Annotated in this window: 23 protein-coding genes; 10 read left to right on the forward strand and 13 right to left on the reverse strand. The window is 72.8% G+C overall.

What is annotated here, in order from left to right; all coding sequences use genetic code 11:
* Window positions 1-32: 32 nt before the first annotated feature.
* The 5 genes from Q7F20_RS10495 to Q7F20_RS10515 all read right to left on the reverse strand — a co-directional run bounded on the left by Q7F20_RS10495 (window position 33) and on the right by Q7F20_RS10515 (window position 6,208).
* On the reverse strand, window positions 33-1,361 hold the full coding sequence (locus Q7F20_RS10495; protein ID WP_305740035.1) for an NAD(P)/FAD-dependent oxidoreductase: 1,329 nt from the start codon (window positions 1,359-1,361) through the stop codon (window positions 33-35).
* A 32-nt stretch (window positions 1,362-1,393) separates the two neighbouring features.
* Window positions 1,394-1,603 (reverse strand): hypothetical protein, encoded by a 210-nt coding sequence (locus tag Q7F20_RS10500; protein WP_305740036.1) that lies wholly within the window; start codon window positions 1,601-1,603, stop codon window positions 1,394-1,396.
* 7 nt (window positions 1,604-1,610) lie between these two features.
* Window positions 1,611-3,455 (reverse strand): DEAD/DEAH box helicase, encoded by a 1,845-nt coding sequence (locus tag Q7F20_RS10505; protein ID WP_370871661.1) that lies wholly within the window; start codon window positions 3,453-3,455, stop codon window positions 1,611-1,613.
* Window positions 3,456-3,592: 137 nt separating this feature from the next.
* Entirely contained in the window at window positions 3,593-4,843 is a 1,251-nt protein-coding gene (gene dinB, locus Q7F20_RS10510; protein ID WP_305740037.1) for a DNA polymerase IV, read from the reverse strand.
* Between the two features lie 210 nt (window positions 4,844-5,053).
* Window positions 5,054-6,208: an acyl-CoA dehydrogenase family protein gene (locus Q7F20_RS10515; RefSeq protein WP_305740038.1), complete on the reverse strand. Its 1,155-nt coding sequence runs from the start codon at window positions 6,206-6,208 to the stop codon at window positions 5,054-5,056.
* Between the two features lie 23 nt (window positions 6,209-6,231).
* On the opposite strand from Q7F20_RS10515, the gene Q7F20_RS10520 reads away from it, so the two are divergent.
* Complete coding sequence (locus Q7F20_RS10520; RefSeq protein WP_305740039.1) at window positions 6,232-7,026, forward strand: SGNH/GDSL hydrolase family protein; 795 nt, start codon at window positions 6,232-6,234, stop codon at window positions 7,024-7,026.
* A 129-nt stretch (window positions 7,027-7,155) separates the two neighbouring features.
* Here the strand turns inward: Q7F20_RS10520 and Q7F20_RS10525 are convergent, their stop codons facing one another.
* A complete protein-coding gene (locus tag Q7F20_RS10525; RefSeq protein ID WP_305740040.1) occupies window positions 7,156-8,523 on the reverse strand; it encodes a serine hydrolase in 1,368 nt (455 codons plus the stop codon).
* A 163-nt stretch (window positions 8,524-8,686) separates the two neighbouring features.
* Here Q7F20_RS10525 and Q7F20_RS10530 point away from each other — a divergent pair, with 163 nt between their 5' ends.
* On the forward strand, window positions 8,687-10,018 hold the full coding sequence (locus Q7F20_RS10530; protein ID WP_305740041.1) for a hypothetical protein: 1,332 nt from the start codon (window positions 8,687-8,689) through the stop codon (window positions 10,016-10,018).
* 4 nt (window positions 10,019-10,022) lie between these two features.
* Here Q7F20_RS10530 and Q7F20_RS10535 read toward each other — a convergent pair whose 3' ends face one another.
* The 4 genes from Q7F20_RS10535 to Q7F20_RS10550 are packed head-to-tail and all read right to left on the reverse strand — an operon-like array spanning window position 10,023 to window position 13,793.
* Window positions 10,023-10,622, reverse strand: coding sequence for a GNAT family N-acetyltransferase (locus Q7F20_RS10535; RefSeq protein WP_305740042.1), 600 nt, complete (start codon window positions 10,620-10,622; stop codon window positions 10,023-10,025).
* A 2-nt stretch (window positions 10,623-10,624) separates the two neighbouring features.
* Entirely contained in the window at window positions 10,625-11,857 is a 1,233-nt protein-coding gene (locus tag Q7F20_RS10540; RefSeq protein WP_305740043.1) for a D-alanyl-D-alanine carboxypeptidase family protein, read from the reverse strand.
* Between the two features lie 48 nt (window positions 11,858-11,905).
* Complete coding sequence (locus tag Q7F20_RS10545) at window positions 11,906-12,511, reverse strand: DUF1097 domain-containing protein (RefSeq protein ID WP_305740044.1); 606 nt, start codon at window positions 12,509-12,511, stop codon at window positions 11,906-11,908.
* On the reverse strand, window positions 12,504-13,793 hold the full coding sequence (locus Q7F20_RS10550) for an amidohydrolase family protein (protein ID WP_305740045.1): 1,290 nt from the start codon (window positions 13,791-13,793) through the stop codon (window positions 12,504-12,506). The genes Q7F20_RS10545 and Q7F20_RS10550 overlap by 8 nt, the downstream gene beginning before the upstream one ends.
* Before the next feature lie 148 nt (window positions 13,794-13,941).
* Between Q7F20_RS10550 and Q7F20_RS10555 the strand changes: the two genes are divergently transcribed.
* The 3 genes from Q7F20_RS10555 to Q7F20_RS10565 are packed head-to-tail and all read left to right on the forward strand — an operon-like array spanning window position 13,942 to window position 17,278.
* Entirely contained in the window at window positions 13,942-14,634 is a 693-nt protein-coding gene (locus tag Q7F20_RS10555) for a FadR/GntR family transcriptional regulator (RefSeq protein WP_305740046.1), read from the forward strand.
* The gene (locus tag Q7F20_RS10560) at window positions 14,631-15,725 is read left to right on the forward strand and encodes an acetamidase/formamidase family protein (RefSeq protein ID WP_305740047.1); all 1,095 of its coding nucleotides are present in this window, start codon (window positions 14,631-14,633) and stop codon (window positions 15,723-15,725) included. The genes Q7F20_RS10555 and Q7F20_RS10560 overlap by 4 nt, the downstream gene beginning before the upstream one ends.
* Window positions 15,722-17,278, forward strand: coding sequence for an AtzH-like domain-containing protein (locus Q7F20_RS10565; RefSeq protein ID WP_305740048.1), 1,557 nt, complete (start codon window positions 15,722-15,724; stop codon window positions 17,276-17,278). Before Q7F20_RS10560 ends, Q7F20_RS10565 begins: the two co-directional genes overlap by 4 nt.
* A gap of 41 nt (window positions 17,279-17,319) precedes the next feature.
* Here the strand turns inward: Q7F20_RS10565 and Q7F20_RS10570 are convergent, their stop codons facing one another.
* Window positions 17,320-18,147 (reverse strand): RNA methyltransferase, encoded by an 828-nt coding sequence (locus tag Q7F20_RS10570; protein ID WP_305740049.1) that lies wholly within the window; start codon window positions 18,145-18,147, stop codon window positions 17,320-17,322.
* Window positions 18,148-18,241: 94 nt separating this feature from the next.
* Between Q7F20_RS10570 and Q7F20_RS10575 the strand changes: the two genes are divergently transcribed.
* From Q7F20_RS10575 to Q7F20_RS10585, 3 genes are all read left to right on the forward strand, one after another.
* Complete coding sequence (locus tag Q7F20_RS10575; protein WP_305740050.1) at window positions 18,242-19,096, forward strand: NAD-dependent protein deacetylase; 855 nt, start codon at window positions 18,242-18,244, stop codon at window positions 19,094-19,096.
* 31 nt (window positions 19,097-19,127) lie between these two features.
* A complete protein-coding gene (locus Q7F20_RS10580) occupies window positions 19,128-19,766 on the forward strand; it encodes a histidine phosphatase family protein (RefSeq protein ID WP_305740051.1) in 639 nt (212 codons plus the stop codon).
* A 72-nt stretch (window positions 19,767-19,838) separates the two neighbouring features.
* Complete coding sequence (locus Q7F20_RS10585) at window positions 19,839-20,588, forward strand: hypothetical protein (protein ID WP_305740052.1); 750 nt, start codon at window positions 19,839-19,841, stop codon at window positions 20,586-20,588.
* Window positions 20,589-20,676: 88 nt separating this feature from the next.
* Here the strand turns inward: Q7F20_RS10585 and Q7F20_RS10590 are convergent, their stop codons facing one another.
* Entirely contained in the window at window positions 20,677-21,759 is a 1,083-nt protein-coding gene (locus Q7F20_RS10590; protein WP_305740057.1) for a glycosyltransferase family 1 protein, read from the reverse strand.
* A gap of 5 nt (window positions 21,760-21,764) precedes the next feature.
* The gene (locus Q7F20_RS10595; protein WP_305740053.1) at window positions 21,765-22,754 is read right to left on the reverse strand and encodes an alpha/beta fold hydrolase; all 990 of its coding nucleotides are present in this window, start codon (window positions 22,752-22,754) and stop codon (window positions 21,765-21,767) included.
* A gap of 154 nt (window positions 22,755-22,908) precedes the next feature.
* Between Q7F20_RS10595 and treS the strand changes: the two genes are divergently transcribed.
* Window positions 22,909-24,618, forward strand: a complete 1,710-nt coding sequence (gene treS, locus Q7F20_RS10600; protein ID WP_305740054.1) for a maltose alpha-D-glucosyltransferase — start codon at window positions 22,909-22,911, stop codon at window positions 24,616-24,618.
* A gap of 131 nt (window positions 24,619-24,749) precedes the next feature.
* The gene (locus Q7F20_RS10605; RefSeq protein ID WP_305740055.1) at window positions 24,750-25,496 is read left to right on the forward strand and encodes a 3'-5' exonuclease; all 747 of its coding nucleotides are present in this window, start codon (window positions 24,750-24,752) and stop codon (window positions 25,494-25,496) included.
* Window positions 25,497-25,531: the final 35 nt, after the last annotated feature.

The raw sequence follows: 25,531 nt of genomic DNA on the forward strand, positions 1-25,531 counted from the left end.
GCACCGCGCCTCCCGTCAGCAGGATCCCGCGATCAGGACTTCGACGCCTCGACGAACGTGCGGCGCGGGTCGGTCTCCTTGATGAGGGAGGTCGCGTCGCGACCCGAGACGGCCCCGGTGACCCACCCGATCACGATGCGGACCTTGCGGTTCAGCGTGGGCATCGCGTACACGTGGTACGCGCGGTGCGCGAGCCACGCGAGCAGGTTCGTCATCTTGATGCCCTTGATGTTCGCCGCACCCTTCGCGACGCCGTACGACGCGACGGTGCCGATCGACGGGTGACGGTACTCCTCGAGCGGCTTGCCCGTGATCGTCGCGACCACGTTGTCCGCGGCCACGACGGCCTGGCGGACGGCGTTCTGGGCGTTCGGCGGGTAGTACGCCGGCTGCTTCTCGGCCGTCAGGTCGGGGACCTGCGCGACGTCGCCGAGGCCCCAGACGCCGGGGACGACCTCGTGCGTGTCCTCGCTCTCGACCTGGAGCTTCGCGTTCGCGGCGAGGTGGCCCTTCGGGCCGCGCGGCAGGTCGGAGGCGTCGAGGAGCGGGTTCGGCTTGACACCGGCGGTCCATACGAGCAGGCCGGCCGCGAACTCGTCGCCGTCGGACAGCTTGATGACGCCGCCCTCGGCGCTCGGCATGGTCGTCTTCAGGCGGACGTCGATGCCGCGGGCGCGCAGCGACTCGAGGGTCCACTTCGAGAGCTCGGGGCCGACCTCGGGTGCGACGCGGTCGAGGGCGTCGATGAGGACCCAGCGCGGGTGCTCGCCGGCGAGCGACGGGTAGGTCTTGATCGCGGCCTGCGAGACGTCGAACAGCTCACCGATCGCCTCGACACCGGTGTACCCGCCGCCGACGAAGATGCTGGTGAGGAGACGACGCCGCTCGTCCTCGTCACGGGTGGCAGCGGCCTTGGCGATGTTGTCGAGCAGCTTCGCGCGGACGTAGGCGGCCTCCTCGACGCTCTTGAAGCCGACGCCGTACTCCTCGAGCCCGGGGGTCGGGAACGTGCGGGTGACGGAGCCGAGCGCGACGACGAGCTGGTCGTAGCCGAGCGTCCGGTCGTCGCCGCCAGCCGTGGCGATCGAGACGGTCTTGTCCTTCGACGAGATCCCCGTGACCTTGCCCTGGATGACGCGGGTCTTGCGGAGCGCGCGGCGCAGCTCGAAGGTCACGTCCTTCGGGGCGATGTGGCCGCCGGCGACCTCGGGCAGGAACGGCAGGTACGTGTAGTACGTGTTCTGGTCCACCAGCGTGATGCGCATCGGCACGGTCGCGGCGTGCTTCTGGAGCTGCTTGACGGTGGTGTAGCCAGCGGAGCCGCCGCCGAGGACGAGGACGTGAGGGATGGAGTCTGCCATTCGTCCGGTCTACCCGACTTCGGCTCCTGATGTCACGAGGTGCGCGGCCTGTCGCGGAGCCGCCACCACGCGGTCTCGGCGAGCTCGACGCCCGTGTACACCCCGTGGGGCGTCCGTCGGGACTCGGTGAGGGAGAACCGGCGGAGCCGGTAGCCGCCGCCGAAGCGGTCGATGATCGCCTCGGGCGAGGACTCGGCGTCCCGCTTGACGTACCAGGTGCGGTCGTCGACGGGCTCGATCACGCGGTACTCACCGACGGCCGCCGATGCGGGAGCGCAGGACGTCGATGCGCTTCTGGATCTGCTCGATGCTCGCCTGGGCCACCGCGGGACCACCGCTGATGCGCCGGAGTTCGGCGTGGATCGCGCCGTGCGGTTCGTTCGCGTGGCGGGACCAGATCGAGACCAGCCGGTGCAGCTCGGACCGCTGCTCCTTGATCGTCTGGTACATCGGGCGGTCCTCGGGTGCGGGGGCGGCCGCCTTGGGCATGCCGTCCTTCGGGGTGCGCCCCTTGGCCCGCTTCGCCTGGCTCGCCTGTCGCGCACGGAGCAGGTCTCGCACCTGGTCGGGTTCGAGCAAGCCCGGGATGCCGATGAAGTCGAGTTCCTCGAGCGAGCCCACCTCACCCCCACTGCCGAACTCGCCGCCGTCGTAGAGCACCCGGTCGAAGGACGCCTGCGAGTCGAGCGCCTCGAACGGCTGGACCTCGAGCAGGCTCTCGGACGCGCGGTCCTCCTTGTTGGCCTCGGCGACCATCGCGTCTTCGGGGTTGTACATCCCGTCGTCGGCGTCCTTCGGGCGGTCCAGCGCGTGGTCGCGCTCGAGCTCGAGGGAGGCCGCGAGTGCCATCAGCCCGGGGACGCTCGGCAGGAAGACGCTCGCCGTCTCACCCCGACGCCGGGCGCGCACGAACCGGCCGATGACCTGGGCGAAGAAGAGCGGGGTGCTGGCGCTCGTGGCGTACACACCGACGCACAGCCGCGGGACGTCCACGCCCTCGGACACCATGCGGACCGCGACCATCCAGCGCGAGGTGTCCTCGGAGAAGGCCTGGATCCGGCTCGACGCCGCGGCCTCGTCGGAGAGGACCACGGTCGGCCGCTCCCCCGTGATCTGCTGCAGGATCCGTGCGTAGGCGCGGGCCGTGGTGGTGTCGGTGGCGATGACGAGCCCGCCGGCGTCCGGGACGCCCCGACGGACCTCGGTCAGGCGCTTGTCGGCGGCGGAGAGCACGGCCGGCATCCACTCGCCCTCTGGCGAGAGCGCCGTGCGCCATGCCTGGGCCGTGATGTCCTTCGTGACCTGCTCGCCGAGCGACGCCGACATCTCGTCGCCCATGCGCGTCTTCCAGCGCATCTGTCCGGCGTACGCCATGAAGAGCACCGGACGGACGACGCCGTCCTGCAGCGCGCGGCCGTACCCGTAGTTGTAGTCGGAGATCGAGGTGCGGATGCCCTGCTCGTCGGGGGCGTACTGCACGAAGGGGATCGGCGCGGTGTCCGAGCGGAACGGGGTGCCGGAGAGCGACAGGCGGCGGGTGGCCTTCGAGAAGGCCTCCCGGATGCCGTCGCCCCAGGTCAGGGCGTCGCCGCCGTGGTGGACCTCGTCGAGGATGACGAGCGTCTTGCCACCGGCGGTGATCTTCTGGTGGACCTCGGGGTTCATGCCGACCTGGGCGTACGTGATCGCCACGCCCTGGTAGTGGCGGCCGAACATGCCGTCGCCGTTCTTGAACATCGGGTCGATCCGGATCCCGACGCGGTCCGCAGAGTCTGCCCACTGCCGCTTGAGGTGCTCCGTCGGGGCGACGACGACGATGCGGTCGACGGTGCCGCGGGCGAGGAGTTCGGTCGCGAGCCGGAGCGCGAACGTGGTCTTGCCGGCGCCGGGGGTCGCCGCTGCGAGGAAGTCCCGCGGTTCGGTCTCGAAGTACTTCGTGAGCGCTTCGACCTGCCAGGCGCGGAGCTTCGACGCGGTGCCCCACGCGGCGCGGTCCGGGAAGGCCGGTGACAGGTTCTGCACGGCCGAGTTGCCGGCCGCCTCGGCAGCGGCGACGGCATCGTCGTGGGCGACGACCGCGGCGGGCTCGTGCACGCCCGCGCGGTCTCCGTGGGGCCCGGCCTCGCCCTGGTCAGGCGTCGCGCTGCCGTCGTCCCACAGGGCCGCGGGCTGGTCCCCCGCCCCTGGCTGATCGGTGTACTCGGCTGCGCTCACTGCACGGGATTCTACCGTCACCCTTCGTCCTGCCGAGCGTGCGGGACGTGTCCCTCGGGCGCGCCGCGCACCAGGGAGGCGGGTCGCAGCACGCCGGCGCCGAAGCGTGCGGCGACCGCGTCGATCGTCGTCTCGGTCTCACGCCACGGCGCGTCGTCGTCCCACAGCGCGTTGCTCGCCGCCGCCGGCACGAGGTTCTCGCCGCGGACCCCGATGAGCCGGATCCGGTTGCCCGGCCGGTGCAGCACGTCGTACAGCTCGACGGCTTCACGGTGCAGGCGCTTGGCGACGTCGGTCGGCTCGGCGAGGGTGCGGGACCGGGTGAGCGTGGTGAAGTCGGTGTACCGGACCTTGAGCGCGACCGTGCGGGCCTGGACGTCGGCACGCCGGAGCCGCACCGCCACCTTGTCGGCGAGGCGCAGGAGCTCGCGCGCGACGTCGTCACGCTCGGTGAGGTCGTGCCCGAAGGTGACCTCGTGCCCGATCGACTTCTCGCCGACGCCGCTCTCGACCACGCGCGGATCGCGACCCCAGGCGAGGTCGTGCAGACGCTGGCCACCGGCCGGACCGAGCGCGGACACCAGCGAGCCGAGCGGCGTGGTCGCGAGGTCGCCCACCGTGCGGATCCCCCGCCGTTCGAGGGTCTCCTGCGTCTTGCCGCCGACGCCCCACAGCGCGGAGACCGGTTGCGGGTGCAGGAACGCCACGGTGTCGGCCGCCGGGACGACGAGCAGGCCGTCCGGCTTCGATCGACTCGACGCCAGCTTCGCCACGAACTTCGTCGACGCGGCGCCGACGGAGCAGTGCAGACCCGTCTCGGCGAACACGGCCGCACGGATCGCCCGGCCGATCTCCCACGGGGTGCCGTAGAGGCGGATCGCCCCGGCGACGTCGAGGAAGGCCTCGTCGATGCCGAGCTTCTCGACGCGGGGCGTGAAGCGGTCGAAGACGGCCATCACGGCGTCGGACTTGGCGCGGTACTTCTCGAAGTGGGGCTCGACGATGATCGCGGCGGGGCACCGACGCTTGGCGACGGCCATCGGCATCGCGGAGTTCACGCCGTACTTGCGGGCCTCGTACGTGGCCGCCGTGACGACCGAGCGGTCGGAGTCGTGTCCGACGATCACCGGCAGGCCGCGGAGGTCCGGCCGGTCGAGCAGCTCGACGGAGGCGAAGAACGCGTCCATGTCCACGTGGAGGACGCTCGCCGTCACGTCGTCGACCGGCGCGTCGGACACCAGCCGGTTGCGTCCGTCCTGCTTGCTCACACGGCGATGATGCCAGGACCCACCGACATCACCGCGCCACGGGCGCCAGTGTGCGAGGTTCCGCGCAGTGTGCGAGGCTCGCACGCGGCCCCGCTGCGCGGAACCACGCACACCGCGGGTCGCGCCCCCCCCCCCCCCCCCCCCCCCCCCACCCCCCCACACTGCGGGACGCGCCTCGCACGGTGCGAGGGCGCGGCGCGGCGCGGCGGGTCAGGCGAGCGGCCCGAGCACGGACGCCGCGATCGTGCGCGCCGCCGAGTCCCGCGACGACGGGTGGTACTGCCCCGCACGGACGTCCCGCGCCAGTCGCGCCAGCTCACTGCCGGCCCGGTAGGCGCCGCCGCCCACGACCCGCATCGCCTCGTCCACGACCCGCTGCGCGGCGTCCACCGCGCGTGCCTTCGTCCCGACGAGCAGCGGGAACCACCGCGGCCCGAGGTCGTCGAGCTCGTCGACCGACCGTGCGAGGGAGGACACCTGCAGCTCGATCGCGTCGACCGTCCCGCGCGCGTCGGCGATCGCCCGCCGCACGTCCGGGTCCTCGGACCGCGGCGTCCCGTCGAGTGACACGCGCGACCGCACGGCCGACACCGCGAGCGACACCGCACGCGAGGCGACCCCGACGTACACCGACGCCACGAGCAGTTCGAACGACGCGAAGATGCCGAACACGAGTGGATCCTGGGTCGGCCCGACGGGCAGCTCCCGCACGATCCGGTCGGCCGGGACGTGCACGCCGTGGAGCAGCGTCGTACGGCTCTGGGTCGCCCGCATCCCCAGGGTGTCCCAGTCGTCGAGGTGCTCGACGTCCCCGTCGGACCGCAGCACGAAACCGTGCACGAGCCGCGGTTCCGGCCCGGACTCGTCCTTGCCGAACACGCTCAGCACGTCCCACGCCGGCGCGAGCGACGTGGAGACCTTCGTCCCCGTGAACCGGTAGCCGCCGTCGCCGTCCGGCTCCGCCGTCGTCGTCGAGTCGAAGAGGACCGCGTGGTTGCCCGGCTCGCTCACACCGAACGCGAGCAGGTGGTCGTCCGCCGCGTGGTCGGTGACGGACTGGAGGAACGACCCACCTCGCGCAGTGACCGCGCGCGCCGCCTGCACCCAGACCTGGTGCATCCCGAGCCCCAGCGCCGTCGCCGGTGCGGCCTCCGCGAGCCGCCGCTGCACCGCGGCCGTCGCGGCGAGCCCGAGTCCGGCTCCGCCGCGCTCGACGGGCACGCCGAGCCGCAGGTAGCCGGCCGTCCGGAGTTCGTCGAGGTCCTCGGTGCAGAACGCGTTCGCGGCGTCGTAGCCGGGCGCTCGGGCGGCGATCCGCTCGAGCAGCTCGTCGCCCAGCACCGCCGCGGGGTTGGCCTTCGTCATGCCACGAGACTAGGGTCCGACAGGTGTCAGATCGTCATCCGTGGTCCAGGTACGTCGCGATCGGTGACTCGTTCACCGAGGGGATCGGTGACCCCGACCCGACCGTCCCCGGAGGCAACCGGGGCTGGGCGGACCGGGTGGCCGAGGTCCTGGCGAACCAGTCCGAGGACTTCGCCTACGCCAACCTGGCGATCCGCGGGCGACTCCTGCAGCAGATCATCGACGAGCAGGTCGAGCCGGCACTCGCACTGCGTCCCGACCTCGTCACGGTGTCGGCCGGCGGCAACGACATCATCCGCCCGGGTTCCGACCCCGACGAGCTCGCCGAGCGCGTGGACGCGATGGTCACGCGGCTGCGCAGCGACGGCGCGACCGTCGTGCTCTTCACCGGCCCGGACGTCGGCATGACCCCGGTGCTCGGGATGGTCCGCGGCAAGACGGCGATCTACAACGAGAACCTGCACGCGATCGCGTTGAAGCACGGCGCCCTCGTCGCCAACATGTGGGCGCTCCGGGTCCTGCGCGACCCGCGCATGTGGGCACCCGACCGGCTGCACCACTCCCCGATGGGCCACGCGACCGTCGCCGCCGCGGTGCTGGACGCGCTCGGCGTCGAGCACGGGCTCGAGCCGTTCAACCCGGAGCCCCTCGAGGCCAGGCCGTGGCGGGAGGCCCGCGCCGAGGACCTCGGCTGGGCGCGCGAGTACCTCGTGCCGTGGGTGGTCCGGCGCATCCGGCACACGTCCTCGGGCGACGGCGTGACCCCGAAGCGACCGGAGCTGCAGGACGTGGTCGAGCACAAGTCCGACACTCCCTGACCCTGGCGGGCCCGAGCACTGCGGCGTGCGCCCCGTGACGGGCATCGCGCCCCGGTGAGTCGGGGCGCGATGCCCGCATCGGGGCGCGATCCCGGGCAGCCGGGCAGCCGGCAGCCGGCAGCGCAGCGATCAGTCGGCGGGGCGGCGCAGCGTCAGCGGGCCGTCGTGCAGCGGCTCGGTCGCCCACGACGCCGTGGCGGTCCCGGCTTCGGGGTCGACGTGCACGTGCGCGAGGTGCGGCGTCTCGATGAACCGCACGTCGACGAGCACGGTGCCGTCCGGTTCGACCGCACCGCTCGCGGCCAGGGCACCGTCGACCGCCCACTCCCCCTCGCCCACCGGGACCGAGAGCGTCCCGCCGTCGACCTCGATGCCGAGACGCCAACGGTCACCGTCGCGGGAGAACGCGGCACGCTCGACCCCGTCACCGCGGAACGGACCGGCGGCGAGGTCGGGGAGGCGACCGCCCTGGACCGCGGGCAGCCCCAGGGAGGCGAGCCGCGCCTCCAGGTCCGCATCCGCTGTCGCGTCGGGATCCGCAGCGTCGATCGCGGGCAGGAGGTGCTCCCAGGCCGCGTCGAGGACCGCCTGCATGTCGAGGCTCTGGCCGGTGAGTGCGAGGACGACGTCCTGCTCCGGCAGGACGACGCAGAACTGGCCGTACGCGCCGTCGCCGCGGAAGCCGTGGCGGGCCATCCAGAACTGGAAGCCGTAGCCCTGGCTCCAGTCCGGGTTGCCCTCGTCGGGGTTCGCGACCTGTGTGCTCGTGGCGGCGGCGACCCAGTCCTCGTCGAGGATCCGCCGACCCTCCCACACACCGCGCTGCAGGTACAGCTGCCCGAGCTTCGCGACCGCCCACGTCGGCGCGTAGCACCCGCTGAACCCGAGTTCGGCGCCGGTCTCGTCCCGCTTCCAGGCCAGGTCGTCGATGCCGAGGGGGTCGAGCAGGCGCGGACGGAGGTAGTCGACGAGCGAGCCCCCGCTGACCCGCCGGACGATGGCGGCCAGCGTGTAGGTGCAGGGTTGGTTGTAGGCGAAGACGGTGCCGGGTTCCTCGTCGGGCGGTGTGAGCAGGAAACCGCGGACGAGGTCCTGCGGGTCGGCGGCGCGGGCACGGTCGAGCGCCTCCTCGCGGTGGCCGCTCGCCATCGCGAGGAGGTGCCGGACGCGGATGCGGCGGCTGCGCTCGTCGGTGATCTCGGCGTCGAGTTCCGGGAAGTACGACAGGGCGGTGGCGTCGAGGTCGACGAGTCCCTCGCGGACGGCGATCCCGACGGCTGCGGCGGTGAAGCTCTTGCTGAGGGAGTAGAGCAGGTGGACGCGGTCCTCGGTGTACGGGTGCCACCAGCCCCGGGCTGCGACCTGACCGTGCCGCAGCAGCACGATGCTGTGCGGTTCGACGTCGGGCGTCGACTCGAGGGCGTCGAGGAACCGGGCGATGCCACGGGCTTCGATGCCGAGGGCGGACGGGCTGGACCGGGGGAACGTCGTCGTCACCCGTCCGACCCTACGCCCGGGACCCACGCGCGGAGCGAGCCGGCACGGGCCGCCGATCGGCTTGCTGAGAGTCACGGCATCTGCGTCACGGGTGCCGTCCACCGACACCCGCCAGGATCGACCGTCACGACAGCGACACGGCTTGACAGCACGAGGGGGTCCGATGAAGGTTGCGGGCCACCCGCGGAGACGCCCGACCACGGCGGTCTGGGCGCTCGTCGTCGCCGCCGCCACCGCGCTCCTCGCCTGGGTCCGCATCGGGAGCCCGGCCCGCGGGGTCGCCTGGGCGGAGGACTCCGGACGCTTCCTCACCGACCGGCTCGCCCTGGGGCCCGTCCGGTCGCTGTGGCACCCGTACGACGGCTACCTGCACGTCCTCCCCCGGCTGGTCGTCGACGCCGCCGTCGCCCTCGGGCGGATCGACCTGTACGCACTGTCGGTGTCGGCGATGTCGTGCGCGGTGCTCGGCGGGGTGTGCGGCGTCGTCTTCGTCCTGTCCCGCGGTGTGGTGCGGGCGTGGCCGCTGCGGGTGCTCCTCGCGGCCGTCCCCGCCCTCGTCCCGCTGGCCCCCGTCGAGATCGCCGGGAACGCGGCGAACCTGCACTGGTACCTGCTGTTCGCCGCCCCGTGGTTGTTCGCGCACCGTCCGCGGAACTGGTGGTCGTCCGCGTGCACCACGGCGGCGGTGGCGGTCGTGACCACGAGCGAGATCCAAGCGGCGGTGTTCCTGCCGCTGCTGCTCCTGGGCCCTCGGAACCGGCGTGTCCTCCCCGTCGCGGCGGCAGCCGTGCTCGGTGTCGCGGCACAGGTGACCGTCACGCTCACCCACCCTCGTTCGGCCACGCACCAGGGCGGCATCACCTCGTTCCGGGACATGACCGCCGGCTTCCTCGCCCAGGTGGTCGGCGGGAGCTGGGACGCCGACGTGCGCGTCGTGGGGGCGGCCGTCTCCGCGCACGGCTGGTGGGTCGTCGCCGTGCCCGGCCTGCTGCTCCTCGCGGCCGTGGTGACCGCCGGGGTCCTCGCGGACCGGCGGACGCGGTGGATGATCCTCGCCAGCGCCGTCGGCGCCGGGGTCGTCTGGTACGCGGCGCTCGTGGTGAACCGCACGACCGGGACGACGTGGTCCGCGTTCACCGCGGCGGCGTGGGCGAGCTCGGCACCCCTGCGGTACGCGGCTGCGGCGTCGATGTTCCTCACCGCGGCGGTCGTCCTCGCCGCCGACGTGTTCCTCGCCCGCGTGCGGTGGCCGTGGCGGGCCGCGGGCGGTGTGCTGCTCGTGGCGTCGGTCGTCGCGTTCGTGGCCGGTCCCGGCGCAGTGCCGCGCCGGGAAGACGGACCGCAGTGGTCGGCCGAGGTCGAGCAGCGGGCGCCGTACTGCGCGGCGCACCCGCACGACTCCGTCAGGATCGGCGCGATGCCGAGGATCGCCGGATGGGACGCGACCGTGCCGTGCGCGATGGTCGAGCAGGCCGTCGGGCGCTCCGGTCGGTGAGGACTCAGCGACCGCCTCGCCGGGCGGCCGGGTCGCGGCTCGGGTCGAGCGGCAGTGCCGTCACGTCGGGGGTCGGGTCGGTCGCCAGCCGAGCGTGGGTCTCGACGTCGAAGCGGTCGTCGCCGTACCGGAGCTTCTCGCGCTCCACCCCCTCAGCGCGGAAACCCGCCCGGGTCGCGACCGCGCACGACGCCGGGTTGTTCGTGCGGTGGCCGAGTTCGAGGCGGTGCATTCCGAGGGCGAAGGCGTCCTCGGCGGCGGCGGCGAGCGCGCGGGTCGCCAGGCCCCGGCCCCGGGCTTCGGGTGTGAGCCAGTACGAGATCCAGGCGGTGCCGTGGGTGTGCTCGATGGCCGTGACCCCGACGCACCCGACGACGCGGGCCGCGGCGCCGTCCGATCCCTCCGCGGCGTCCACACCGTCCGAAACGATCGCCCACCACCGGGCGTGCGCGTCGAACCGGTAGGTCGTCGCGATGAACGCCCCGGCTACCGCGACGTCGTCGAAGCGCACGCCGCCGAACTGCCGCGCGAGTTCGGGGTCTGCCGAAGCCGCCACCAGCACCGGCGCGTCGGACGACCGCCACGGGCGCACGGTGGCCGACACCGTCACGCGCCCTGGAACGGGTTCGTCCACCGCCACCAGACCCCCGGGTCGTCGATCGCCCGTTCGAGCACGAGCGGCACGGTCACCGGGTCGTGGTCGGTGATGGTGAACCGCACCGTGCCGACCCGCTCCCCCTTCGTGCCGAGGGTGATCGTCTCGAGCTTCGTCTTGGCGGACACCGTGGTCCGTCCCCACACCAGCACCTCGGCTGCGGACCGGGACACCGCGTCGGCCTCGTCCTGCCAGGGGGTCGAGAACGTGCCGAAGGTCTGGCCGGCGTGGGCGAGCGTGACAACCTGGAAGTTGTCGGCGACGGATCGCAGCAGTCGCTGGACGTCGACGTCGAGCGAGTCGTGGTCGACGCCGCCGAGCATCGCCCCGACGACGGTCACCTGCTCACCGCCACGCTCGTAGGTCGCCGCGAAGAGCAGGCACGCGCCGGCCTCGTCGAGCGTGCCGGTCTTGATGCCCTCGACGCCGTCGAGCCCGAGGAGCTTGTTCGAGTTCTCGATCGCGCCGGCACCGGGCACGGTGACCTGCTTCGTGCCGACGACCTCCTTCACCACGGGGTTCGCGAGGGCGAGCTGCCCGAGTTCGACGAGGTCCGTCGCCGTCGAGGTGTTGTGTGCGTCGAGCCCGGTCGGCTCCTCGATCGTGGTGTGGTCGAGGCCGTGCTCGTCGAGCCACTCGTCCGCTGCCTGGCGGTACGCGTCCATCGACCCGAAGGCCCAGAGCGCGAGCGACCCGGCGTAGTTGTTCGCCGACTTCATGAGCATGACCTGGAGGGTCTGGTACTCGGAGAGCTGCAGCCCGGCGGGCATCGGCGCGACCTCGCCGTTCACCGCGAGGTACTTCGCGTAGAGCGCCTGCATCCCGGGGCTGAAGGTGATCGTCGGGCCGGACTCGCCCGGCTCCAGCGGCTTCTCGTCGAGCACAACGAGCGCGGTGACGACCTTCGAGATGCTCGCGATCGACCGGGGCTTCGTGTCCCCGCTCGTGCGCAGGCTCTCCGGGAAGTCCGTGGCCTCGACGGCGGTGGCGCCGTAGTGGGGGAACGTCAGGTCCGGCACCGAGGACGTCGGCGCCGAGTAGGTCGTGGTCGAGGCGCTCGCCGGGGCGAACGGCACGACCGCCGCGGCCACGAGGTACCCCACCGCCAGCACGAGCACGGCGACGACCGAGATGGTCACCGGCCTCCGGACGGCGGAACGGGGGCGGCGGACGACTCGTGACACGGGAACCGAGCGTACCGGGGGTGGGTACCGCGTGGCTGCGAGGACGCGCTAGGCGCGCGTCGGCGCGGGGTCGGACTGGAGGCGCGGCTCGGCCCTCACGACGACGGTCGCGTCCGACCCGTCGTCGGCTCCACGGCCGTCGGGTCCCGTCCGGCGCGCGAAGGTCCATCTCCGGGACAGGTACGCGAAGACGGGGCCTGCGGCGTTCATCACGACGACCGACACCCACGCAGCCCACACGTTGCCCGGTGCGAACCCGAAGCCGCCGAAGTAGGTCGCGAAGAACGACGCGAACCCGAGGAACATCCCGGGGACCAGCGCGAACGCACGGACCCGGCCGGTGACCATGAGCGCGGTGTTGCACACGAGGATCACGACCCCGAGCACGACGTTGCGCGCGAACTGCCCGTCACCGAGGACGGTGCCGATCTGCTGGTCGACGAGCACGATCACGAGGGCGAACGTCGACCCGACCGGCATCGTGGCCCAGAGCCGGGTGGCGTTCCGGAGCGTCGGCTTCGCTCCGAGCAGGAACATCGCCGCCCAGCTGATGAAGATCGCCCACGTGGGCAGGTTCAGCGCGGTGCCGCCGATGAACGCGGTGGCGCCGGCCAGGACGGAGGCGACGACCTCGTGCGGGATCCGTTCACGCATTGCTGAGCTCCTTCGATCGGGTGGTGCCGGTGGTGAGGACGGTGGTGCGGGTGGTCTCGGCGACGACGCGGCCGCGCTTCACGACGAGCGTCCGGTCCGGACGGTCGAGCAGGACGCCCTCCGGGTCGGTGGTCGAGAGCACCACGAGGTCGGCGTCGGCGCCGGGGCCGATGCCGTAGGTCTCGGCGATCCCGACGACCCGCGCGGCCGAGGTCGTCGCCATGTCGAGGACACGGGCGAGGTCGTCCGGGCCCGACAGGTGCCCGACCTGCGCGAGCAGCAGCCCGATGTCGAGCAGGTCGGCGTTGCCGAACGGGGTGAAAGCGTTCCGGACGTTGTTCGACGAGTAGGCGGTCGTGACACCGGCGGCCCAGAGGTCGCGGACCGGGAGGACACCGCGGCGGACGTCGTGGTCGTCGACGCGGCCGCCGAGGTGCAGGTCGGTCGCCGGGAGCGGCACGACCGCGACTCCCGCCTCGGCCAGGCGTGCGAACAGGGCGGCGCGCTCGGTCGAGGGCAGGCTCGCGGCGGACGTCACGTGTCCGAGCGCGACCCGACCCTGCATCCCACGGCGAACGACGGCCTCGGCGACGGTCCCGGCGAGGGCGAACCGGGGGTCGCTCGTGTCGTCGGCGAAGTCGGCGTGCAGATCGGCCGGCACGCCGAACTCCTCGGCGAGGTCGAGGACCGTCTCGACGTGCTCGTGGCACTCGGCGAGGGTCCGCTCGTTGTACGTGCAGCCGCCGATCACGTCTGCGCCGGCGTCGAGCGCCGCGCGCAGGAGGCCGAGGGTCCCCGGCGCCTTCGCGATGCCCTCCTGCGGGAACGCGACGATCTGCAGGTCGAGCGCCTCGCGGTACTCGTCGCGCAGCTCCAGCAGCACCTCGACGCCGGTCAGCCCGACGATCGGGTCGACGTCGGGGTGTGCGCGGACCAGCGTCGTGCCGTTCGTGATCGCCTGGTCGAGCAGGGTGCGCGCGCGGTCCCGCACGGAGCCGTGGGTGAACCCGCGCTTGAGGTCGCCGGTGACGGCGATCGCCCCGGCGAGCGTCCCGTCCGGGTTCGGACGTTCGCGGTCGAGCAGGGCCTTGTCGACGTGCAGGTGCGACTCGACGAACCCGGGCACGACCACGCGACCGGCGCAGTCGACGACGCGGGTGGTCGGGTCGGCGGGGACGGTGCCGACGGCGGCGGTGACCGCGGTGATCGTGCCGTGCTCGACGACGACGTCGACGAGGCCGGGCTCGTCGACCAGGCGGGCGTTGCGGAGGACCAGGTCCACGACGGACCCCTCTTCTCTCATCGGTGGGCGGGGACGCAACCCACCATTCGCCCGTCGTGTTTCCGGCTCGGTCGCAGCGTGTGACAGCCGTGTAAAAGTTGGTCGTACCAATGAGCCAAGCAGACCAATGGACCATAGGCTCCTGCCCATGCAACGAGGACGCACCCTCAGCGCCGCCACCGCGGCGCACCTCGCACGCCTGGTGCTGGAGGACCTCGCGCCCGGCGACAAGCTGCCCCCGGAACGCACCCTCGCCGAGGACCTCGCCGTGTCGCGCACGACCGTCCGGGAGGCCATGCAGGAACTCGAGCGCCGACGCCTGGTGTCCCGGACGCCCGGCCGCGGGACGGTCGTGCTCCCCCGGACCGAGGAGGCCACCGCGCTCCTCGAACGGCAGGCCGGCCTCGGGCACGCCGAGGACCTCGCGCACCGAGCCGAGAACGTCGCCGAGTTCCGGACCGTCGTCGAACCCCAGGTCGCCGCGCTCGCCGCCGCCCGCGCCGGCGAGGCCGACCTGCTCGCCTTCGAACGGATCCTGCAGGCCACGCACGCGGGGCTCAGCCCCGAGGAGTCCCTGGCGCAGGACGTCGCCTTCCACGTGCAGGTCGCCCGCGCCTCGGGCAACCCGCTCCTGGTCTCCCTGTGCGAGCTCAGCAGCGGCTGGGTGCAGGACGTCCGCGCCCGGTCGCACAGCACCAGCGAGGGTCGCCGGTCGTCCTTCGTGTGGCACGAACGGATCCTCGACTCCATCCGCCGACACGACGAGGGGGCCGCCCGCACGGCGATGACCGACCACCTCGCCGACGTCGCCCACCTCGTCGAACGGAAGGCCGACCGATGACCATCCCCGCGATCCCGACCCTCCAGCCCGGGGCCGGGCCGATCCGCGCCGAACGGTACCTGCCCGTCGACCCCGAGTCCGTGCTCTGGGGTCGGCTGCCGAACGCCGACGACCGCCCCGCGATCACCGTCCGACCGGGCGAGTCGGTGACGATCGACACCGTCAGCCACGAGGGGATCCTCCCCGACCAGGGCAGCGATCCACGAGCCTTCTTCGCCACGCACGGCGTCGCAGCGGAGCACGTGCTCGACGACGCCGTCGCGATCGCCCGGACCGGACGCCGCGACCCCGGGTCCGACGGACCGCACGTCGTGTCCGGGCCCGTCGCGGTCGTCGGCGCCCGCCCCGGGGACGTCCTCACCATGACCGTCGTGGAGACGCTCCCCCGGGTGCACTACGGCGTCGTCTCGAACCGCCACGGCCGGGGCGCCCTGCACGGCGAGTACCCCGTGGACGGCACCACCGTGAGCGTGTTCGCCGACGTCGTCGACTCGCCCGCCGGGCTGCGCGGCCGCATCCCGCTGACGACCGCCCGCGAACGCTTCGCCCGCTTCCCGCTCGCCCCGTTCCTCGGGATCATGGGCGTCGCGACCACCGGGGAGCGTCGACACTCGGTCCCACCGGGGCGGCACGGCGGCAACATCGACGTGAACCTCCTGCAGGCGGGCACGCAGCTGCACCTGCCCGTCCTCGTGCCCGGTGCTCTCGCCTACGTCGGCGACCCGCACTTCGCACAGGGCGACGGCGAGGTGGCACTCACCGCGATGGAGGCCTCGCTCCGCGCGACCGTCCGGTTCGACCTCACACCGGCCGACGAGGCCGCGAGCCGGTTCGGCGACCTCGTCTGGCCGGTCGCCGAGACGCAGGAGTACCTCGTCCCCACCGGCATGGACCCGGACCTCGACGAGGCCGTGCGGGAGTGCGTCCGGCACGCCGTCGCGATCCTCGGCGCGCGCTGGGGCATGGAGCCGCACCTGGCGTACGCCTACCTCTCCGCCGCGACCGACTTCGACATCTCGCAGGTGGTCGACCTCGTCACCGGTGTCCACGCACGCATCCGCAAGGCCGACTTCGAGGAGCCCGCCCGATGACCACGCACCCCGACGCCCCCGAGGGGCTCCTCGATGCACTCGACGCCTACGAGGCCGCCCTGCTGACCAACGACCTCGACGCCCTCGACGACGCGTTCGTGGACGCCCCCGACACCATGCGCGGCGACGACCGCGGCCTGCTCGTCGGGCACGACGCGATCAGCGCCTTCCGCGGAGCACGCGGCGGGGTCGCCAACCGGACCCTCACGCGGGTCGAGGTCCGACCCCTCGCCGAGGACCTCGCCCTCGTCGTGTCGGTGTCCCGCTTCACCGGTGGCGGGCACGGGCTCCAGACCCAGCTGTGGCGCCGGACGCCCGACGGAGCGCCCACCGGTGCCGCCGCGCGGTGGCGGATCGAGTCCGCCCACGTCACCGGCCGGCCCCGCGCCTTCGACCCGACCGTCTGGCGGGCCGTCGGCGACCCGCTCGTCGCACCCAGCGCCTCCGGGCCGCTCGACGGGCGGACGATCGCGGTCAAGGACCTCTACGCCGTGCCCGGCCAGCCCGTCGGCGCCGGCAACCCCACCTTCCTGCGCGAGGCGCCCGTCGAGACCGAGGCCGCACCCGCGGTCGCGGCGCTCCTCGCCGCCGGTGCCGCGATCCGCGGGATCGCCCGCACCGACGAGTTCGCCTACAACCTCACCGGAAGGAACGAGCACCACGGCACACCGCCGAACGCCGCGGACCCGACACGGCTGCCAGGAGGCTCGTCCAGCGGATCCGCGACGGCCGTCGGCCTCGGGACGGCCGACATCGGCATCGGCACGGACACCGCCGGGTCGGTCCGGGTCCCCGCGTCGTACCAGGGGCTCTGGGGGCTCCGGACGACCCACGGCAGGGTCCCCCGCGACGGCCTCCTCCCACTCGCACCGTCCTTCGACACCGTGGGGTGGCTCACCCGCGACGCCGAGACCCTGCTCGCCGCGCTCGACGCCACCGTGCTCCCCACCGGGACGGCACCGGCCCCGACCCCGCTCGTCGTGCCCGGGGAACTGCTCGCCCTGGTCGACCCCGACACCGCCGCCGCGTTCACCGCGTTCTCCCGGTCCCTCGACGACGAACCCGGACGGATCCGGCTCGCGGACCTCGGCGTCCCCGCACCCGAGGAGCTCCGCGAGCGGCTCCGCCTCGTACAAGCCGCCGAGGCCGTCACCGCCCACGGACCCTGGATCGCCGCGCACCCCGGCGCGCTGAGCACCGTCGTCGGCGACCGGTTCGCCGCCGCCGCCGCGAACGACCCCGTGGCCACCGCCGACGCCGTCCGGCGCCTCGACGACGTCCGGGACACCGTCCGCAGTGCCCTCACCGGCAGGACGCTCGTGTTCCCGACCGTGCCCGGCCCCGCGCCGCTGGTGTCCGCCGACGCCGCCGCGCTCGAGCGCACCAGGACCGCGACGACGGCGATGACGAGCCTCGCGAGCGTCGGTGGGCTCCCCGCGGTGAGCGCGCCGATCCTCACCGTCGACGACGCGCCGGTCGGCGTCTGCCTGGTCGGCGCGCCCGGCACCGACCGCGACCTGGTGCGCCGCGCACGAGACCTGACGAAACGCTGACGCGCGCGGTGCGACGGAGGCGATCCGCGCCTCCTGGCCCCTCAGGCCCGCGCGGAGGCGAGCCGCTGCGCGTGCGTGACCGCCCAGAGACCGACGGCGCTCGCCGCGGCGACGTTCAACGAGTCGACACCGTGCGCCATCGGGATCCGCACGGTCGTGTCGGCGGACGCGATCGCCGCGGGCGTGAGCCCCTGCCCCTCGGTGCCCATGACGAGCGCCACCCGGTCCGGGACGTCGGCGACGAACGCGTCGAGGTCCACCGAGCGGTCCGTCAGCGCCATCGCGGCGAGGTGGAAGCCCTGCGCGCGGAGCTCCTCGCCGGCCGCCGGCCAGTCGCCGATGCGCGTCCACGGCACCTGCAGCACCGTGCCCATGCTGACGCGCACGCTGCGCCGGTAGAGCGGGTCGGCGCAGCGTGGACTGACCAGGACGGCGTCCGCGCCGAGGCCGGCGACGCTGCGGAACACGGCACCGACGTTCGTGTGGTCGACGATGTCCTCGAGGACCACCACGACCTTCGCGTCCCGGACGACGTCGGCGACGCTCGGCAGCTGCGGACGGTGCATCGCCGCGATGGCGCCCCGGTGCATCCGGAAGCCGGTGAGGTCCTCGAGCAGGTCGTCGGGGCCGACGAACACCGGGCCGTCGTGGTCCGCGACGACGGGGAGCACGCTGTCGAGCCACTTCTCCTGCACGAGCACGCTCCGCGGGACGTGTCCGGCGCGCACCGCACGTTCGATGACCGTGTTCGACTCGGCGATGTACAGCCCGCCCTCGGGCTCGGACACACGCCGCAGGGCGACGTCGGTGAGCCGGGCGAAGTCGTCGAGGCGGGGGTCGTCGAGGGAGTCGATGCGGACGGCGTGCACGGGGCTCGTTTCGGGTCGGTGGCGGCGGCGCGCGGCCGCCGTACGCCACGGGAAGTGACCGGGTGGGTCGGCTGTTGAGGGTACCGTGAACACGATGGCGACGAGCGAACCGACCAGCCCCGTGGGCGCGACCGCGGCCGCGCTCGACCTCGACCGCGCCGTCGAGGTCCTCGCCGGCAAGCGCATCGCGGTGCTCTCGGGTGCCGGGCTGAGCACGGACTCCGGCATCCCCGACTACCGGGGCGCCGGACGGGTCGTCCGGAAGCCGATGACCTTCCAGGAGTTCCGTGCCGACCCCGCCAAGCGGCAACGGTACTGGGCCGGCTCGCACCTCGGCTGGCGCACCTTCGCCGCGGCCCGTCCGAACGCCGGGCACCAGGCCCTCGCGGCCCTGGAACGGGACGGCGTCGTCACCGGCATCGTGACGCAGAACGTCGACGGACTGCACCTCCGGTCCGGGTCCCGTCGGGTCGTCGAGATCCACGGGTCCATGGACCGTGCCGTCTGTCTCACCTGCGGGCAGGTGTTCTCGCGCGCCGACCTCGCGACCGTGCTCGATCGCGACAACCCGTGGATCGACGAGCCCGGGACCGTGCAGCTCCAGCCGGACGGCGACGTCGAGATCACCGACGTCGAGCGGTTCCGGGTGCCGGACTGCTCGGTGTGCGGCGGTGTGCTGAAGCCGGACGTGGTGTTCTTCGGCGAGTTCGTCCCCGCCGAGAAGTTCCGCGAGGCCGTCTCCATCGTCGCCGAGGCCGACGCGCTCCTCGTCGTGGGCTCGTCCCTCACCGTGAACTCCGGTGTCCGGCTCGTCGACCACGCCGCGCGACGGAAGCACCCCGTGGTCATCGTGAACCGGGGCGAAACCCGCAGCGACCCCCGCGCGGCCGTCAAGATCGACGCCGGCACGACCGAGACGCTCGAGGCCCTGGCGGCACGTCTGCGATGAGCCCGCGCGGCTCGTCTGCGATGATCGACGGGTGACGACGCTCCTGTACCTGGTCCGGCACGGCGAGACCGACTGGAACGCGCAGCGGCGCATCCAGGGCTCGACCGACATCCCCCTGAACGAGACCGGACGGCAGCAGGCCCGATCCACCGCGACCCTGCTCGACCGACGCCGGTTCGACGCCGTCGTCGCATCGCCGCTGTCACGGGCGTTCGAGACCGGCTCGATCATCGCTGCCCACCTCGGGCTCGCCACACCCGCCACGTACGCGGGGTTGGCCGAACGCTCCTACGGCGACGCCGAGGGCCTGACCGACGACGAGGTCCGCGAGCGCTACCCGCACGACGACATCCCCGGCCGCGAGTCCCGCAGCGCGCTGCTCGACCGCGTCACCGAGACGCTCGCCGAGATCGCGGTCCGGTACGACGCCGGCAGCGTCGTCGTCGCCACCCACGGCGCCGTGATCCGCAGCATCGTCAACGCCGCCGCCCCCGGTACCGCCGACCGGCACAGCACCCCGATCCGGAACGGGTCCGTGCACTCGTTCCGGTGGGACCCCGAGCGCTTCCACGCCGAGCTCGTGCGGTTCGACGACCCGATCGACGACGTGTCGGACGGCCCCGGCCGCTACGCCTTCGACTACCAGAACCCGCTCGAGCGTCGAGGCTAGCCGCGAGCGCTGTCGGAGGCCGGGTACTAGGCTCCGACGCACTCGCAGACCCGAGCGCACGAGGGGGCTGACATGACCGTCGACGGACCCGAGGGTGGGCGCGCCCAGCCCGGGTGGCTGCAGGCGAGCGACCCGGACGACCTCGACCGGGCCTTCGGACCGGACACCGCCTCCGTCCCCGTGCGGACCGGTCGGCAGCGGGTCCGGCGCAGCGCCCTCGTCGGCGTCGGCGTGATCATCGCCGCCGGTGTGCTCGCCGTCGCGCTCGTCACCATCATCGGGAGCGTGCAGGACGGCGTCGGCGGCGTGTTCCCGCGTCCCGAGGCCGCGCTCGACCGGTTCGACACTGCAGCGCGGGCGGTCGACGGGGTGTCCGACGTCCGTGACGAGGACCCGGTCAAGACGGCGTTCGCGAGCTACGACGTCGAGTCGACCGTATCCGTCTCCCCCACGCTGTCCGACGAGGAGCGGACCGCCGTCGTCGGCGACCTCCGCGCCGCGGCGAAGGAGGCGAGCGGCAACGGCGTCCGGGTGTTCGCCGTGGCGGACCTCGGTGCGCTCGAGATCGGGATCTCGACGGACGCGAAGACCACCGAGCAGCGGCTGACGCTCGCTCGGCGACTCGACGCGATCGGTGGTGTCTCGGGCGTGCGGTGCTCGTGGGGCGACGGTGGGCCGTCCGACGAACCGGCCGACCAGGCGATCACGGTCGAGACGATCGGGCGCGGAGCAGCGCTCGGCGCCGTGGTGGCGAAGGCGACGCAGGAGGTCCAGGCGGTGTTCCCGGGCGCGACCGTGACGGCGGAGCGGCCGGCGTCCTGATCGGTCTCCGCGCAGCGGCCGGCCCTCCGGCGATACCGCCCCGCGGGGTGCTCTCCGGCGTTACCGCACAGCGGCCGACCCTCCGGCGCTACCGCCCGGGGGTGTCCCCCCGCGCCACGACCGCCTGCTCCAGGGCACGGACGACCTGCTCGGCCGACGTCTCCCACCGGAACCGACCCGCCTGCACGATCGACGCCCGTGAGGCGACGTCCCACCGCGCCTCCAACCGACGCACCGCAGCCGCGACCGCCGACGGCGACGACGGATCGAAGTACTCCGCGACGTCGCCGCCGATCTCGCGGAAGATCGGGATGTCGCTGACGACCACCGGCGTCCCGACGCCCATCGCCTCGACCAGGGGGATGCCGAAGCCCTCGTCGTGGGACGCCGTCGCGAGTGCCGTCGCCGACCGCAGCACCGACAGGTACTCGTCGTCCGAGGCACCGTCGTGGAACACGATCGACCCGGCCGGCGCGAGCCGCTCCAGGCGAGCACGGTCGGCGCCGGACACGCGGGACATGCAGTGGAGCACCCAGTCCGCACCGAGCAGCGGGATCGCGGCGGCGAGGGTCTCGACGTTCTTGTACGGCATGAACGAGCCCATGTAGACCAGGGACTTCTCGCGCGGACCGCCCTCGGGTCGCGGGGCGGCAGGGTCGGCGGCGTTGTACGCGACCGTGACGGGGCGCTTCGTCAGTCGGTGCTCGGCGATCAGCCCGGCGGTCGTCCCGGACACCGTCACGACACCGTCGGCGCCGTTCAGGAGCAGCCGCTGCGGCACCCAGCTGAGGTGGAAGGCCCGCCAGCCGAGACGCAGGGGCCACGAGAACTCCCGCGGGGGCGTCCGGTTCCGGTAGTAGATGAGGTCGTGCAGGGTCAGCACGAGCGCGTACCGCCGGCCGCGGGACCCCATGGTCTGCATGGGCGAGAAGACACCGTCGAGACCGAGGCGGTTCACCTTCCGCGCGACGAGGGGCTCCCCCGGCTCGGTCGGCGCCGGCAGGAGTTCCCACGGCAGGTCCGACGGCAGCGACTCGAGCTGCCGTTCGTCGTGCACGAGCAGGGTGTAGTCGTGTCGCTCGGGCAGGTGCGCGGCGATCCCGGCCGTGAACCGGCTGATGCCGTCGTGCCGGCCGATGCGGACGTACCGGCAGTCGATCCCGATGCGCAGACGGGTCACGACGCGGCCCCGTCGCCCGGCGGGGTCGCCGTCGCCGTCGCCGTCTCCTTCTGGGCGCGCTTCGATCCCGCTCGTGCGCCCTTGTTGCCCCGCTTCGGCGCGTCCGCCATCCGTCGCAGGACCGCGGACGCGGCGGCTCCGGGCGTCTCGTAGTGCACGAGGTGCCCGACGTGCGGCACGACGACGAGCTCGGCGTCGGCCAGGCGTGCGGCCAGCGCACGCTGCTCGGGTACCGCAGTGATGTCGTCGCGCTCGGCCGCGATCATGAGCACCGGCACCGCGATGCGATCGGCGTACTCGGACACGTCGTGCGTCACCGAGGTGTGGAACGCCTCGAGCACGCTCGTACGGTTCGCGAACGCCGAGAAGTACCGGTCGTGCTGGTCGTGCACCCAGCGCCGGAGGTCACGGTCGTGCGACTTGAGCATCGCCAGGCTCATCACGCGCACGATCGCCGGGTTGCGGAGCAGCCCGAGGCCCAGCGGCTTCGGCAGCACCGCGCCGGCACGGTAGTACCCGATCGCGATCGCCGTCCCCACGGCGCGCGGCCCCTGCAGCGCCGGGGCGGCGATCGGGTTCACGAGCACCAGCAACCGGGTCGCGAGTCCGGCGGCGACGGTGGCGGCGACCACGATCGACCCGAACGAGTGCCCGAGGACCACGGTGTCGGACCCGAGGCCGAGTGCCGCGTGGAACCCGCGCAGCCATGCGACGTAGGAGTCGATGTCGGACGCGGGCAGCGGATCGGAGATGCCGAAGCCGGGCAGGTCGGGCACGATCACCCGGACGCCGTCGAGGTGCGCGGCGATCGTCTCGAGGCCGTGGTGGTCACCACGGAACCCGTGCACGGCCAGGACGGTCTCGGTCGCGTCGGACGGGCCGTACTCCCAGTAGTGGGTGGTGCGGCCGTCGACCTGCACGGAGCGGTGGACGACCGGGGTGGCGGCCATCAGCGACTGGTACGGGGAGAGCACGGGCGGTTGCATCCCCGTCAGTCTACGAACGCGCGTCGGCGCGCCGCCGTCACCCACGCTGGATCGTGGAGGACTCGCAGGCGCGACGTGCCTGTGGAGGACGAGCCGCGCCTCCTGGCACGCATTCTCCGGACAAGTCCATGCGCCGCGGCCTAGCGTGTCCAGGGTGACGTTCACCGCCCCGATCCAGCTCCCCGGCCTGACACTGGACCCGCAGTGGTACAAGCGCTCGGTCTTCTACGAGTGCATGATCCGCTCGTTCGTCGATTCGAACGGCGACGGGATCGGGGACATCCAGGGCGTCATCGGCAAGCTCGACTACCTGCAGTGGCTCGGCGTCGACGCCCTGTGGCTGCCGCCGTTCTTCCAGTCCCCGATGCGCGACGGCGGGTACGACATCGCCGACTACAAGGCGATCCTGCCCGAGTTCGGCACCCTCGACGACTTCCGCGAGCTCGTCACCAAGTCGCACGAACGCAACATGCGCATCGTCATCGACATGGTGATCAACCACACGAGCGACCAGCACGAGTGGTTCCAGCAGTCCCGCGAGGACCCGGACGGCCCCTACGGCGACTTCTACGTCTGGCGCGACACGGACACCGAGTACGAGAACATCCGCATCATCTTCGTCGACACCGAGGAGTCGAACTGGACGTTCGACCCGGTCCGACGCCAGTTCTTCTTCCACCGGTTCTTCTCGCACCAGCCCGACCTCAACTTCGAGAACCCGGCGGTGGTCGAGGCCGTGTACGACGTCGTGCGGCACTGGCTCGACATGGGTGTCGACGGGCTGCGGCTCGACGCGATCCCCTACCTGTTCGAGTCGGAGGAGGGCAACGGCGAGGGCGAGCCGGAAACCCACGAGTTCATCAAGAAGCTCCGTGCGATGGTGGACGACGAGTACCCCGGCCGCGTGCTGCTCGCCGAGGCGAACCAGTGGCCGCGTGAGACCGCCGCGTTCTTCGGCACCGACGAGGAGCCCGAGTGCCACATGGCCTTCGACTTCCCGGTCATGCCGCGCATCTTCTACTCGCTCCGGGCGCAGCACGCCTCCGAGCTGAAGGCGATCCTGTCGGAGACCCTCGACGTCCCGGAGTCGGCCGCGTGGGGCGTGTTCCTCCGCAACCACGACGAGCTGACGCTGGAGATGGTCAGCGAGGAGTACCGCCAGGCGATGTACGGCTGGTACGGCTACGACCCGCGGATGCGCTCGAACATCGGTATCCGCCGACGCCTCGCTCCGCTGCTCGACAACTCCCGTGCCGAGCTCGAACTCATCCATGCACTGCTGTTCTCGCTGCCCGGGTCGCCGTTCCTCTACTACGGCGACGAGATCGGGATGGGCGACAACATCTGGCTCCCGGACCGCGACTCCTCGCGCACACCGATGCAGTGGACGCCGGACCGCAACGCCGGCTTCTCCACCGCGGACCCGGGCAAGCTGTACCTGCCCGTCGTGCAGTCGCTCGTCTACAACTACGCGCAGGTCAACGTCGAGGCGCAGCTCGCCCAGTCGCGCTCGCTGCTGCACTGGGTCCGGAACGTCATCCACGTCCGCAAGGCCCACCCGGTCTTCGGCCTCGGCACGCTGCAGGTGCAGGAGACCTCGAACGACTCCGTGCTCGCCTTCGTGCGCTCGTGGGAGGGCTCCGGTCAGCAGTTCGGCCCCTCCGCCGAGGACGTCCTCTGCGTCTTCTCCTTCGCCACGAACCCGACGTCGGTCACGATCACGGCGCCGGAGTACGCGGGGCGTCCGCTGTACGACCTCTTCGGCGGCGGCTCGTTCCCGTCCTTCGACGAGTCCGGCTCGGTGACGCTGACCATGGGGACGCAGTCGTTCTACTGGCTGCACGTGGGCGCGCCGGTCGGGTAGCGACGCACTGGAGGCGCGGCTCGGCCCCGGTGGGAGGGTCGGGTCGGTCGCTGGGTCGCGCCCGGTCCGGCGTCGCGCCCGGCGGGCGGGTCGCGTCTGGGCGTGTCGGTGCGTCCGGTTAGCCTGGCCGCGTGACGTTCCCCACAGCGCAGCTCGACTCCCCCGCTCCGACCCAGGACCTCTCGGGTCGTCCCTGGTGGCACGCACTCGGCGTGTTCGACCTCGAGACCACCGGCGTCGACGTCGAGACCGCCCGGATCGTCACCGCGCACGTCGGCCTGATCGACATGACCGGCCGTTCCATCGTGGAGGGCGCCTGGCTCGCCGACCCCGGCGTCGAGATCCCCGAGGGCGCCGCCGCCGTGCACGGCATCACCACCGAGCGGGCCCGTGCCGAGGGTCGTCCCGCCGCCGAGGTCGTCGCCGAGATCATCGCGGCGGTCGAGGCGGTCTTCGCCCGGGGCATCCCGCTCGTCATCTACAACGCCCCGTACGACCTCACCGTCCTCGACCGCGAGGCCAAGCGCCACGGCATCGCCTCACCCGTCGTCGGGAACGTCGTCGACCCGCTGGTGATCGACAAGGCGCTCGACACCTACCGCAAGGGCAAGCGCACGCTCGAGGCTGCGTCGGAGCTCTACGGCGTCACCCTCTCCGATGCGCACGACGCCGGTGCCGATGCCATCGCGGCCGGGCGTGTCGCTCAGGCCATCGCGGCGAAGTACCCCGACGAGCTCGGGGTCTCCGCCGAGGAACTCCACCGCAAGCAGGTCGGCTGGTGCGCCGAACAGGCGTCCTCGTTCCAGGACTACATGCGGAAGAAGCGCGACCCGGCCTTCACTGCCGACGGCCGCTGGCCGCACCGCAACGCCGGCTGAGGCGCGGCCGGCGCCACGCCGCGGGCACGCGGCGC

Source organism: Curtobacterium sp. A7_M15, assembly GCF_030705415.1.
Classification (GTDB): domain Bacteria; phylum Actinomycetota; class Actinomycetes; order Actinomycetales; family Microbacteriaceae; genus Curtobacterium.